Origin of the sequence: Streptomyces sp. KR55, from assembly GCF_052245645.1 — a bacterium.
In the GTDB taxonomy this organism is placed as follows: Bacteria; Actinomycetota; Actinomycetes; order Streptomycetales; family Streptomycetaceae; genus Streptomyces; species Streptomyces flavusporus.
Genome location: NZ_JBQQCE010000068.1, coordinates 1 through 12,589 on the forward strand (window position 1 = coordinate 1; position 12,589 = coordinate 12,589).

9 protein-coding genes and 1 riboswitch are annotated in these 12,589 nt (G+C 70.8%); of the genes, 3 read left to right on the forward strand and 6 right to left on the reverse strand.

The window, feature by feature from the left end:
• Positions 1 to 577: coiled-coil domain-containing protein (locus ACTWQJ_RS12850; protein ID WP_443306762.1), on the reverse strand; the 577-nt coding region annotated here is incomplete at its 3' end.
• A 500-nt stretch (positions 578 to 1,077) separates the two neighbouring features.
• Here ACTWQJ_RS12850 and ACTWQJ_RS12855 point away from each other — a divergent pair.
• Positions 1,078 to 1,431 (forward strand): hypothetical protein, encoded by a 354-nt coding sequence (locus ACTWQJ_RS12855; protein WP_443306763.1) that lies wholly within the window; start codon positions 1,078 to 1,080, stop codon positions 1,429 to 1,431.
• 21 nt (positions 1,432 to 1,452) lie between these two features.
• On the opposite strand, the gene ACTWQJ_RS12860 is transcribed toward ACTWQJ_RS12855, so the two are convergent.
• Both ACTWQJ_RS12860 and ACTWQJ_RS12865 read right to left on the reverse strand, forming a co-directional pair.
• Entirely contained in the window at positions 1,453 to 2,442 is a 990-nt protein-coding gene (locus ACTWQJ_RS12860; RefSeq protein WP_443306764.1) for a tellurite resistance/C4-dicarboxylate transporter family protein, read from the reverse strand.
• 284 nt (positions 2,443 to 2,726) lie between these two features.
• Entirely contained in the window at positions 2,727 to 3,914 is a 1,188-nt protein-coding gene (locus ACTWQJ_RS12865; protein WP_443306765.1) for an NlpC/P60 family protein, read from the reverse strand.
• An 8-nt stretch (positions 3,915 to 3,922) separates the two neighbouring features.
• Positions 3,923 to 4,094: riboswitch (cyclic di-AMP (ydaO/yuaA leader) on the reverse strand.
• Positions 4,095 to 4,401: 307 nt separating this feature from the next.
• On the opposite strand from ACTWQJ_RS12865, the gene pcrA reads away from it, so the two are divergent.
• The gene (gene pcrA / locus ACTWQJ_RS12870) at positions 4,402 to 6,873 is read left to right on the forward strand and encodes a DNA helicase PcrA (protein ID WP_443306766.1); all 2,472 of its coding nucleotides are present in this window, start codon (positions 4,402 to 4,404) and stop codon (positions 6,871 to 6,873) included.
• Between the two features lie 65 nt (positions 6,874 to 6,938).
• Here pcrA and ACTWQJ_RS12875 read toward each other — a convergent pair whose 3' ends face one another.
• Positions 6,939 to 8,501 (reverse strand): M23 family metallopeptidase, encoded by a 1,563-nt coding sequence (locus tag ACTWQJ_RS12875; RefSeq protein ID WP_443306767.1) that lies wholly within the window; start codon positions 8,499 to 8,501, stop codon positions 6,939 to 6,941.
• A gap of 203 nt (positions 8,502 to 8,704) precedes the next feature.
• Entirely contained in the window at positions 8,705 to 9,592 is an 888-nt protein-coding gene (locus ACTWQJ_RS12880; RefSeq protein WP_443306768.1) for an esterase/lipase family protein, read from the reverse strand.
• A gap of 558 nt (positions 9,593 to 10,150) precedes the next feature.
• On the opposite strand from ACTWQJ_RS12880, the gene ACTWQJ_RS12885 reads away from it, so the two are divergent.
• Entirely contained in the window at positions 10,151 to 10,567 is a 417-nt protein-coding gene (locus tag ACTWQJ_RS12885; protein ID WP_224735418.1) for a cobalamin B12-binding domain-containing protein, read from the forward strand.
• A gap of 311 nt (positions 10,568 to 10,878) precedes the next feature.
• Here the strand turns inward: ACTWQJ_RS12885 and ACTWQJ_RS12890 are convergent, their stop codons facing one another.
• A complete protein-coding gene (locus ACTWQJ_RS12890; protein WP_443306769.1) occupies positions 10,879 to 12,528 on the reverse strand; it encodes a DUF5691 domain-containing protein in 1,650 nt (549 codons plus the stop codon).
• Positions 12,529 to 12,589: the final 61 nt, after the last annotated feature.

Here is a 12,589-nt window from a genome sequence, read left to right on the forward strand (position 1 = left end):
CCGCGTCCAGCTTCCCGGTGATGGTCTTCTTGTGGCGTTTCAGCTCGGCCTGCCGCGACTGCAGCGAGGTCAGCTCGACGCGTGCGGCGCCGCGCAACTGCTCGATCTCGCGCAGCTGTCTGCGGACCCGCGCCACGGCCGCGGACTGCCGGTCGCCCGCGCGTTCGGCGAACGTGGCGCCGTCGAGGTACCGATCGGGGTCCTCGGAGAGCGCGAGTTGCAGCGCAGGGTCGAGGCCACCGCTCCGGTACTGCGCCGCGGCGAACGAACCGAGCGCATCCCGCGCCGAGTTGAGCTGCTCCTCCTTGCGGGCGGCCTCGTCCTGCAGAGACTGAAGCCGTTCCTCCGCCGTCTTGGCCTTCTCCTTCGCCCCGTTGTACTTCTCGGTGGCGACCTCGGCCTCCTGGTACAGCTTGTCCACCTTGGCCTTGACCTGCCCCGGCGTCAGCTGCGGCTCGGCGTGCCCGATGCCGTCGACGCCGGTCGCGCTCGCCGCTCCCGCGATAGCGATCGTCGCCGCCGTACGGGCCCTGGTGCCGCCCGCCGAGCGTTGTCGGGGCTTGCGGTGCGCTGCCATTGGACTGCACGTCCTTTCGTACGACTCGGACGACCTGGACGATTTGGACGCCCCGGACGACCGCTGGTCCGTACGGCCACCGGGCGGACCGTGGGACGCTCCGATGCGGTCTCCGCGTCCGGCGGCGGCCCGTGCAGGGGGAGCGGGGCCGCCGCCGGACCTTCTCGGCGGAGGTGTCCGGCTGCCGCCCCTGGCCCGGACGGCGGTGGGGAGCCGGTCACCTGATGCAGGACGCTAGACCTGGGTGTGTCGGACCGGTAACGCGTTGTGCGGAACTGACATGAGGGGACCGCGGGGCGACCGTATGTGACCGTGATCCCGGTCCGTGGCCGTCGCCTTCACGCAGCGCGATGACCGATGTGCGGTTTACGGGGCATGCGTGCATGCGGAGGTGCTATGGCGCGCATATATGCATCCGCGTCCCGCGCCTCAGACCGCCGGGCGCCGGGTCGGCGGGCCGGTGCCGGGTGGTGCCCGGGCCCTGATTAGGCTCCGGCTCCATGGACGTACTCATCAACCTCTTCGTCGGCCTGCACATCATCGGCATCGCCGCCCTGCTCGGCGGTTTCTTCACCCAGATGAAGGCGATGGGCGAGGGCACCGCCCGATTCGGCCCGGCGATGCTGCACGGTGCGCTGACCATGCTGGTCACCGGCGTGATCCTGGTCGGTCTCAACCAGGCCGACGATCAGTCCGTCAACAACATCAAGATCGGCGTGAAGCTGGCCCTGCTGATCGTGATCCTCGGTCTCGTCTACGTGAAGCGGGACGAGGAGAAGGTGGACAAGGGTCTGTTCGGCCTGGTGGGCCTGCTGACCATGGCGAACGTCTTCATCGCGGTGCTCTGGACCTGAGCCCCGGCCGAGACCCGCGGCTCACGGCCTGCGGTGCCCGGGCGCCGCGGGGCGTACGGCCTCCCGGGTGGCCGCGACCGCCCCGACCCCTACCGCGAGCCACGCCGCCACCGCGATCCACAGCAGCACCTTCCCGGGCCACTCGAGCCATGAGACGTCGACAGCGGTGGTGACGGCCAGGGCCGCCACTGCCGTCATACCCATCGAAAAGACCGTGGACCAGCGGCGCACGTCATAGCGCGGACGCGGCCGGACCACCTCGCCGACGAGCAGTACGGCGTACCAGCCCAGGCCGAGGACCAGCAGGGCGACGGTCACGGTCCGTAGGACGCCGCTGTTGTCGTCGTTCCAGAGGTACAGGCCCGGTCCGTCGGCGGCGATGAGCTTGGCCCCGGCGAGCGCCGAGATCGCTGCCGCGCCGCCCGCGACCCACTGGTCCCCCGGCCCTTCGATCACCTGCCGCAGATCGAAGCGGGCCAGGGCGAGGCCGTACAGCACGAGGCCCAGCCAGAAGAGTACGAGCGCCGCATGTGCGAGCCACGCCGCCGACTCGGCCTGCGCGAGGGTCGCGCCCAGCACGGCGAGCCCCTGTGTCGCCACCGCCCCGAGGAACACCGCCCCCGGCATACGCCGCCGCTGCCGGTGCCGCACAACGGGCACGAGCAGCACCGGCCACAGCAGCGTGGCCAGCGCCAGCAGCGCCGCGGCCGGGGGCTGCCGGTCCAGCGCGGAGAAACGGGTCCCCAGCACGGCGGTCGCGGCGACGGCGGTGAGCACCGCAGGCGTTCCCGCCTCCGTCATCCAGCGCGCCCGCTGCCGCAGCAGCCGTGTGACGAGGTCCGCCGCCAGGGCCAGCCATGCCGCGCAGGCCGCCACGAGGAGGATCCGGGACAGGACCTCGTAGCCCGTCAGGTGCAGGCCGACCGAGACGATGCCGGTCGCCATGACGGCGGCCCCGGCCGCCGGCGGATGCTGCGCCCACCAGGCGCGGAGGGGGGAGGAGCCGGGCATGCGCCGATGCTAAGGAGCCCCGCGCGCCGCGCGAGCGGGCCACGCGCGCGGGCACGTCGAAAACCACGCGGGCGCGCGGCAATGGGCTCACACCGAGCGTGCGCCGTTTCGGCGGGCGCGCGAGCCTGCAGGCGCCTCTCGTACGCGCCTGCCCAACAGCACCCCACGCGCGTGCCTGCGAAAAACGCCACCACGCGCGCGTGCCTGCGTAACCCCGCCACGCGCGCGTGCCCACGGAAGCCTCCCCGGGGCGTGCCATCCGGCCCGCCCCTTGCCTCCGCCCGTCAGGCCGGTCGTACCACGCTGTGGATGGACGACTCCCCGTCGTAGTAGATCGACTCCTCGCGCACGTACGCGCCGGGCTTCGGGGCGTGGATCATCATGCCGTTGCCGATGTAGATGCCGACGTGGGTGACGTCGTCGTAGAAGAAGACCAGGTCGCCGGGCTGGGCGGCCGCGAGGGAGACCGTGGTGCCCGCGTTCACCTGGTCGTAGGTGGTGCGCGGGAGGGAGACGCCGGCGGCCTTCCACGCGCCCTGGGTGAGACCGGAGCAGTCGTAGGAGTCGGGGCCGGTCGCGCCCCAGACGTACGGCTTGCCGATCTGCGCGCGGGAGAAGGCGAGCGCCTTCTCGGCCTTGGTGGCGTACGAGGAGTCGGGGGCCGAGGTGCCGGAGCCCGTCTCGGTCCCTGTGCCCGTCTCCGTGGAGGAGCCGCTTCCGGTCTCCTCCTGCTGCGCGGCGGCCTCCTGGCGCTGCCGCTCCTCCTCCGCCTGCTGCCGGGCGAGCTCCGCGGCCTTGCGCTCGGCCTCCTCCTGCTTCTTCTTCTCGATCGCCGCCAGCCGTGCCTTCTCCTCGGCGGTCAGCTGCGACAGCAGTTCGCGGGCGTCGGCGAGCTTCTTCTGGACGGTGGCCTTGGCCGTCTTCAGATCGCTCTGCGACTCCGTGAGCGTCTCGAGGCTCTCGGTGGCCTCCTGGCGCTTCTCCATCGTCGCGGACTGCTGGGTGAAGTAGTCGTCGACCGCGCCCTTCTGACGGTTGGTCAGCCTGCCCATCAGCTGGGTCTGGTCGAAGTAGTCCTGCGGCGAGTCCGCGAGCAGGAAGGTCGCGGTGTCGGGGGCGGAGGCGCCGGTCCGGTACTGCGCCGCCGCGTACGAGCCCAGCTCCTCGCGCGCCTCGTTGAGCTTCTGGGTGCGCTGGGCGACGTCGTCGAGGAGGGTGTCGACCTGCTTGCGCTGTTTCGCGGTCTTCTCTTTGGCTGCGTTGTACTTCTCGGTCGCCGACTCCGCCTGGCGGTAGAGGTCGTCGACCTTCTTCTCGACTTCTTCGAGGCTCGGCTTGTCGTCGGCCGAGGGGGTGGCATTGGCCGTCTGGGAGAGCAGGGCCACAGACGTGAGGGCAGCCGTGGCAAGCGCGGGGGTCCGTATGCCTGCGACGCGCGCGCCCGTGGGACGCGACTTACGGTGCGACGCCAAGGGAGGCGACTCCTTCCATGGGCCGCCTACCGGGTTAGCTGTCGGGTTCGGGCGGGTGGTTCGGAAGGGTTGCCCTACGGTCCCCTCCCGGGAAGGGAGTCGGACCGATTCACCCCAGAGTCGGTTGGGTCCCCGGCTCCGGCAGCCACGGGGGCGCACCGGACTCGGCGGAGGCCGTGCGGCCCGGCGACGTTCGCCGGTGGGGGTCGTACGGCCTGCCCGGCACGGTAGCCAACTCGTGTGGTGCGTGTGAAGGTTGGTGGGTGATATGCCCGATACATTTTCGTGACCTTCAGTCAGTGGTCGCGGGTGGTAGTGGGGTGGGCTCGGAGAGTAAGCCGATGTGGGGGTGGGCAGGGATGGAAGGTCGTCGGCCGCTGCAGCCGATGTGATTCCGGCCTCATCGTCAAGATCGACGGTATTCCGGCCGGGGATGTTCTCGGGGCGGCCGCGGGTTGTCGGTGGGGCGCCCTAGACTCGGAGAGCGATGAGCAGCCTCTTTGACGACAGCTTCCTGGCGGACCTCCAGGCCCCGCGGGCCCACGAGGAACACCCGCCGCCCGAGGACGATCACGTTCCGGAGTCGATCCCGGACGATCTGTTCGGCGGGAAGTTCGACGTGCCCCCGGACCGGGACGCGTACTACCGCGACGGCGCCGCGCGTCCGGCCGTGGACACGGCAGCGCTCCTGGAGGGGCTGAACGACAACCAGCGCGCCGCCGTCGTCCACTCCGGCTCCCCCCTGCTCATCGTGGCCGGGGCCGGTTCCGGCAAGACCCGCGTGCTCACCCACCGCATCGCCCACCTCCTCGCCGAGCGGGGCGTGCACCCGGGCCAGATCCTCGCGATCACCTTCACCAACAAGGCCGCCGGCGAGATGAAGGAGCGCGTCGAGCAGCTCGTCGGTCCGCGCGCGAACGCGATGTGGGTCATGACCTTCCACAGCGCGTGCGTGCGCATCCTGCGCCGGGAGAGCAAGAAGCTCGGCTTCACGTCGTCGTTCTCGATCTACGACGCCGCCGACAGCAAGCGCCTCATGGCCCTGGTCTGCCGCGACCTGGACCTCGATCCCAAGCGCTACCCGCCCAAGTCCTTCAGTGCCAAGATCAGCAACCTCAAGAACGAGCTGATCGACGAGGAGGACTTCGCCGCCCAGGCCACCGACGGCTTCGAGAAGACCCTCGCCCAGGCCTACGCCCTGTACCAGTCGCGACTGCGCGAGGCGAACGCCCTCGACTTCGACGACCTGATCATGACGACGGTCAACCTGCTCCGCGCCTTCCCGGACGTCGCCGAGCACTACCGCCGCCGCTTCCGCCATGTACTCGTCGACGAGTACCAGGACACCAACCACGCCCAGTACGCCCTCGTACGCGAACTCGTCGGCACCGGCGAGCACGACGAGGGCGTACCACCCGGCGAGGGCGGCCTGCCGCCCGCCGAGCTGTGCGTGGTGGGTGACGCCGACCAGTCGATCTACGCCTTCCGCGGGGCGACCATCCGCAACATCCTCCAGTTCGAGGAGGACTACCCGGACGCGACGACGATCCTGCTGGAGCAGAACTACCGCTCCACCCAGACGATCCTCTCCGCCGCCAACGCCGTCATCGAGCGCAACGAGTCCCGCCGCCCGAAGAACCTCTGGACCAACGCGGGCGCGGGCGCGCGCATCACCGGCTATGTCGCCGACACGGAGCACGACGAGGCCCAGTTCGTCGCCGACGAGATAGACCGCCTCACGGACGCGGACGAGGCGAAGGCCGGGGACGTCGCCGTCTTCTACCGGACGAACGCCCAGTCCCGTGTCTTCGAAGAGATCTTCATCCGCGTCGGCCTGCCCTACAAGGTCGTCGGCGGCGTGCGCTTCTACGAGCGCAAGGAGGTCCGGGACGTCCTGGCCTACCTGCGCGTGCTGGCCAACCCGGAGGACTCGGTCCCGCTGCGCCGTATTCTCAACGTCCCCAAGCGGGGCATCGGCGACCGCGCGGAGGCGATGATCGACGCCCTCTCCCAGCGGGAGAAGATCAGCTTCCCGCAGGCGCTGAAGCGCGTGGACGAGGCGTACGGCATGGCCGCGCGCTCCACGAACGCCGTCAAGCGGTTCAACACGCTCATGGAGGACCTCCGGACGATCGTCGAGTCCGGCGCCGGCCCCGCGACGATCCTGGAGGCAGTGCTCGAACGCACCGGCTACCTCGCCGAGTTGCAGGCCTCCACCGACCCGCAGGACGAGACCCGGATCGAGAACCTCCAGGAACTCGCCGCCGTGGCCCTGGAGTTCGAGCAGGAACGCACCGAGGGCGAGCAGGGCACACTGGCCGACTTCCTGGAGCAGGTCGCGCTGGTCGCCGACTCCGACCAGATCCCGGACGAGGAGGAGGGCGACGGCGTCATCACGCTGATGACCCTGCACACCGCCAAGGGCCTCGAATTCCCGGTCGTCTTCCTGACCGGCATGGAGGACGGCGTCTTCCCGCACATGCGTGCCCTCGGCCAGACCAAGGAACTGGAGGAGGAGCGCCGCCTGGCGTACGTCGGCATCACGCGCGCACGTGAGCGGCTGTATCTGACGCGCTCGGCAATGCGGAGCGCCTGGGGGCAGCCCTCGTACAACCCGCCCTCCCGCTTCCTGGAGGAGATCCCGGCGGCGCATGTGGACTGGAAGCGCACGGGTGGTTCCCCGGCTCCGGCGGGCCCGGTCTCGGGCGTGGCGGCGTCGCTGTCCTCGTCCCGCTCGCGCTCGTCGGCGTCGGGCGCGTCCGGGTTCGCCACGCGCCGGACCGCCGAGAAGCCCGTGGTCTCCCTCGCGGTGGGGGACCGGGTGACGCACGACCAGTTCGGGCTCGGGACCGTCGTCGCGGTGAAGGGCACCGGCACGAACGCGGAGGCGACGATCGACTTCGGGGACACCAAGCCGAAGCGACTGCTTCTGCGGTACGCGCCGGTGGAGAAGCTGTAGCTGTTCCGGGCGGTACGAAGTGAGCCCCCGCTCACTCGGCGGGGGCTCAGGGGAAGCTTCGGGGCTTACGTCGGCTCGAGCCCGTGGCTGCGCAGCCAGGCCAGCGGGTCGACCGCCGAATCGCCGCCCGGCCGCACCTCGAAGTGCAGGTGCGGTCCGGTCGAGTTGCCGGAGTTGCCGGAGAGCGCGATCGGGTCGCCGGCCTTGACGGTCGTACCGGACGCGACCTGGTAGCTGGAGAGGTGGCAGTACCAGGTCTCCGTGCCGTCCATCGCCGTCACGATCATCATGTTGCCGTACGCGCTGTTCCACTCCGTACGGACGGTGCCGTCGGTCGCGGCCATCACGGTCGAGCCGTACGAGACCGGGAAGTCGATGCCGGTGTGCACGGACATCCAGTTGATGCCGGCCTGGCCGTAGTAGGCGCTGAGCCCGTGCTGTGCGACAGGCAGGGCGTACTTGGGACGCAGCCGTTCCTTGCGGGCTGCCTCCGCCGCCGCCCTCTTCTTCTCGGCCGCCTGCTGCGCCTTGAGGTCGATGCGCTCCTGGGTACGGCTGGCCCGGTCGGCGAAGTCGTCGGCCTCCGCGGTGAGGCTCTCGAGCTGGGTGTCCAACTGGTTGTTGGCGGCCGACGGCTTCACCGCCGGGGCGTCCGCCGCGGTCGTCGACGTGTCCTGGTCGTCGCCGCCGAGGTTGCCGACGGAGGCGGCGGCGATGCCCGCCACGCCCATGACGCACGCCGAGGGCACGGCGACGGTCAGCAGCGCGGAGCGCTTCGCGGGCGTACGGCGACGGGAGCGGGCCCCGCTGCGGGAGGCCGCCCGCGAGGCCGGGGCCGGGGTGACCTCCTCCTGGTCGTCGAGGAGGGGCGGGGTCGTGGCGGGCGTCTCGCCGGTCACGCCCGACTCGCCGTCACCCGCGTTCGGTTCGTCGTAGTCGACGTGCTCGAAGGTGGCGGTCGCCTGCTGGTCGAAGGGCTCGGCGTGCGAGCCGAAGTTCTCGGCGTGGTGCTCGTAGGACTCGGCCTGCTGCGGAAAGGGTTCGGCGTGCTGCTCGTAGGCGTCGGTCGTGGTGCCCGTGGTGCCGTCGGAGTTCCACTGCGTGGCGTCGTATGCGCCGGAGTCGAAGGTCTGCGTGCCCCATTCCCACTGGTGGGTCTGGTCGGCGGGGCCGCCGGGCTGCTGCTCCGGCTGGAGCCATGCGCTCGCGTCCCACTGGCCGCTGGCGTCGGGCGCTCCCGCCTGCTGCGGGATGAGGGGGAGCTGCTGGTGGCCGGTGGCCCAGGTGGTCGTGTCGTAGGCGCCGGTGTCGTAGGCGGCGTGATGCTGGGCCGCGTACGGGTCGTAGTCGAGGGTCTGATGGCTGCCGGTGGACCACTGCGTGGTCTCGTACGCGCCGGTGTCGTGACCACTGCCCGTGAGGTCGCCGAAGAGGGGGTCGGCCTCGAACGTCGTGGTGGCCGCGGTGGCGTGGCTGCCGGTGTCAAAGCCGTTGGCGGTGTAGGCGCCGTACGTGGTGAAGTCGCCGTACTGGGCTTCCTGCGTGCCGTACGGCGCGTAAGGCGCCGAGGCGGCTTCGGAAGCCGGAGCCGGGGTGGTCATGGTCCCCGACGGGTGACGGTCGTTCACCAACTTCTCTTTCGCCTCGACAACAGGGGCTGGCAGAGCAGTGCGGTGACTGTACCCGGCGGTACGCGGGCACGACAATCTTCGGCAGGTTTCGCGCGCGCAGGAAACGGGCAATCGGCCGTGTTTCGGGGGACTGCGGGCACGGGTTTGGGTTTGTGTTCGAAGATTGTTCGAGGTCTTACTGGCCGGCCACGGTCGTGTTGTCAGGCCACGGTGAGGTCGTCGGAGTGCGCTGCAGACCCGTTTCCCTGCGGGGTGGTGTCGTAGGCGCCGTCCAGGGCCTGCCGTATTCCGGCCGCCACGGCCGGGTGCACGGGCAGGGCCAGATGGCCGATCCCGCTCACCCGCACGTTCTGCGCCAGCAGGTCGGGGTGGTCGACGCAGGCGGACTCCAGCGGATCCATCAGGTGGTCGAGGTCGCTCCAGAAGCTGACGAAGTGCGTACGGCAACCGGGCGTCGGACCGGCCAGCTCCTCGATGACGGCTGAGCCGGGGCGCATCTGGCGCACTATGGGGTGCGCGTTCGCCAAGGGGGCCACTCGGGTGCCGGAGTGCGGGGTGCCGAGCGTGACCAGGGTCCGGACGCGAGTGTCGCCGCCGAGCAGCTGGACGTAGTAGCGCGCTATCAGCCCGCCGAGGCTGTGTCCGACGATGTCGACCTGAGTGCTGCCCGTGCGCTCGCAGATCTCCTCTATGTGCCGGCCGAGCAGCTTGGCCGCCGTACGGATGTCGCAGGTCAGGGGGGAGTAGTTGAGTGACTCGATGTGCTGCCTGCCGTGCTGGGCGAGGGAACGGCGCAGCAGGACGAAGACGGAGCGGTTGTCGATGAAACCATGCAGGAGGACCACCGGGGGTTTGGCCTGCGTCGGCAGGCGCGCCGCGCCGTCCTGGGAGGGGACCAGGGCGGGCGGCGTCCGGCGCTCCTGAATGATGCCGGAGGGGTAGAGGAGGAGGTGGCCCGCGAGGATCGCGACCTCGAGGGCGGCCGCCTTCAGGATGGCCAGTGAGAGCCCCGCCAGGCTGCTCGGGAGCAGGCGGTGGCAGAGCGGTTGAAAGGGCAGCAGCGCCCTGGTGACCTGCGTGACCTTCATGGCCGACCTCCTGTCGGCACGCGGAGGACGGCTCTGTCCCCCGTGTGCGCCCGTGCGAGCCGCGACGGAGGTGGTGACGGGGCGCGAGTGGGGTTGTTTCGGCGGGTGGGTGGGGCTGGCCCTTGTATGGCGTATGTGGCGCCGTTGGGAGTGGGGTGGGGGCCTGCCCTACGTGCCCTGTCTGCTTGTCGTGCCCTTCGTTTCCGGTCGATGCGCCGCACCCCACGACGCGCGGCCTGCGGCGTGGAGGTACGGCGACCTCGTTGCGGCTCTCTTTGCGCGTGTTCCCCTCCACGGCCCCTGGTCCGCGTGGGTGCGCGGGGGTGGCCGCGGAGACTTGGAACACTGCGCGGCGAATATGTCCCACTGTGTGATTTCCCCCTCGGTCTGCATCGCGAAACTGCCGGTTGCGGGATGCTGGAGATAACGTTCGTTCACTTCCCCGGTGGTTGCGGGGTGGGTGGCCTTGTCCTGGTGGGCACCGTTCTGTGCGGTACTTGTCGATAGTGGCCGGTACTTGTTGGTACGGGTGGATGTAATCGCTTCTTGGAGGCAGTGATGGGTGTGGCAGCCGGTCCGATCCGCGTGGTGGTGGCCAAGCCGGGACTCGACGGCCACGATCGGGGGGCGAAGGTGATCGCACGGGCGCTGCGGGATGCCGGTATGGAGGTCATCTACACGGGCCTCCACCAGACGCCCGAGCAGATCGTGGACACCGCGATCCAGGAGGACGCGGACGCGATCGGGCTGTCCATCCTCTCCGGGGCGCACAACACGCTCTTCTCAGCCGTGATCGACCTGCTCAAGGAGCGCGACGCGGAGGACATCCTGGTGTTCGGCGGCGGAATCATCCCCGAGGGGGACATCCCTGCGCTGAAGGAGAAGGGCGTCGCGGAGATCTTCACGCCGGGGGCCACGACCGCGTCGATCGTGGACTGGGTACGGGCGAACGTACGGCAGACGACGGGGGCGTAGGTCCGGGGCGGGCGCGGGTGGCGTTCGCGTTGGTTGTGTGGCTTGGGTTTGGGCGGTGGTCTGTTGGCGTGGACCGGGTCCGGACGGTGGGCCGTTGGTGTGGCGTGTGTCCGGGCGTGGGCCGTTGGTGTGGCGTGTGTCCGGGCGTGGGCCGTTGGTGTGGCTCGGTTTCGGCGGTGGGCCGTTGGAGTGACGGTGTTCGGGTGATGGGCCGTTGGAGTGGCTCGTGGCCGGACAGCGGTCCGTTTTGGGGCGTGTCCGGGTGTCGGCCTGTTTGCGGGTGCGGGTCCGGATGGCGGCCGGTCCGCCGCTCAGGCAAGGGCCAGCGGCCCCTCCTCCTGCTCCGCTCCCAGTTCCTCGGCCATGGCGGCACGCAAACGCAGCGTGGCGACCAGGCGCTGGAAGGCCTCGGCCCAGTAGCCGCCGGCTCCTGGTGACGCGTTCTCGGGTTCGTCCGGTACCGCCAGCAGCCCGTCGAGGCGGTTGGCCTCGGAGGGGGACAGACAGCGTTCGGCCAGGCCCATCACTCCGCTGAAACTCCATGGATAACTCCCGGCGTCCCGCGCGATGTTGAGCGCGTCGACGACCGCGCGCCCGAGTCGCGGCGCCCACGGCACGTCGCACACGCCCAGCAGTTGAAACGCCTCGGACAGACCGTGCGTCGCGATGAAGCCGGCCACCCACTCGGCGCGTTCGTCGGTGCCCAGCGTGCTCAGCAGCTTGGCCCGCTCGGCCAGGGACACCGCCCCCGGGCCGCCCGCCTCGGGTGCCCTGGGCGCTCCCAGGAGGGCCCGCGACCAGTCGGCGTTCCGCTGTCTTACCGCCGCCCGGCACCAGGCGGCGTGGAGTTCGCCCTGCCAGTCGTCCGTGACCGGCAGAGCGACGATCTCCTCGGGCGTCCGGCCGCCGAGCCGACCCGGCCACGTTTCGAGAGGCGTCGCCTCGACCAACTGGCCGAACCACCAGGACCGTTCACCCCGCCCTGCCGGAGCCTTGGCGACGACCCCGTCCCGCTCCATGGCCGCGTCGCACTCGTGCGGCGCCTCGACGGTGATCGTCAGGGTGTCCCGCGTGTGGTCGACGGCCACGCAGGCTCCGGCCCGCACCGCCATGCGAGCGGCCAACGCCGAGCCGGGCAGCGCCGACAGCAACTCCGCTGCCGTCGCCCGGACGTTGCGGCTGCGGTCGGACAGGGCCTGTTCCAGGAACGCCTCGTCCTCGTCGCCGAGATTCGTGCGCAGTGAGTCGAGAAACATCAGCCGGTCCTCGGCCCGCTCCGTCGCCCAGGTTGTCGCGAGCAGCTCACGTGCGGTGCCGGGTTCATGGGCGCGTATGGCTGCCAGGAGGGCCACGCGTTCGGCGAACAGGCCTTCCTGCCACAGCTGTTGCACCTTGTCCGTGTCGTCGAGGTGCGGCAGCGACGTGCCTCCGCCCGGTGTCGCGCGCAGCGCGAATCGCCAGTCCGGGTTGAGCCGGGCGAGCCACAGGGCACGGGGTCCGGCGAAGGTCAGTGCCGCCGGCCGCAGATCCGTACGGCCCCGGGCCGCGTCCAGCAGGGCGGGCAGGGCCTCAGGGGGTGCCGCGAAACCGCGGGCGTTCGCCGTCGCGAGCCACTGGGGCAGCAGTTCCATGAGGTCCGGTGCGGTGCCTCTGCGGCCGCCGCCCGCGGTGCCGGAACGGTCGGCCAGCAGCATCGCGAGCCTGTGGGCCGCCGCTGCGGGCAGCGGGGGGCGCGGGTCCTCGGGGGCCGGTGCCGGGCGCTGGGCCGGCCGCGCCGGGCGCAGTCCGGCTCGCCGACGTACGGTCTCCATGGCCGCGGCGTCCAGCAGCGCCACGGGCGCCTCCCGGCCGGGTGCGGCGCCGGGTGGCGTACGCCGGTCCGTGCCGAGCAGTGCAGTGGTGACGAGCTCCTCCCAGACGCCCGACGTGGGCGAATCCACAGGAGCGGAGGTCCTGTTCACGAGGGTCCTTTCGAGGGCGGTGCCGTGGGTGGTTCGGAGTGGGTCAGTTCGGAGCGGGCGG

Excerpts from the sequence above, each read along its gene's own strand:
- ACTWQJ_RS12855 (WP_443306763.1), top strand. The coding sequence starts at position 1,078 with ATGGACGTACTCATCAACCTCTTCGTCGGCCTGCACATCATCGGCATC.
- pcrA (WP_443306766.1), top strand. The coding sequence starts at position 4,402 with ATGAGCAGCCTCTTTGACGACAGCTTCCTGGCGGACCTCCAGGCCCCG.
- ACTWQJ_RS12860 (WP_443306764.1), bottom strand. The coding sequence starts at position 2,442 with ATGCCCGGCTCCTCCCCCCTCCGCGCCTGGTGGGCGCAGCATCCGCCG.
- ACTWQJ_RS12885 (WP_224735418.1), top strand. The coding sequence starts at position 10,151 with ATGGGTGTGGCAGCCGGTCCGATCCGCGTGGTGGTGGCCAAGCCGGGA.
- ACTWQJ_RS12880 (WP_443306768.1), bottom strand. The coding sequence starts at position 9,592 with ATGAAGGTCACGCAGGTCACCAGGGCGCTGCTGCCCTTTCAACCGCTC.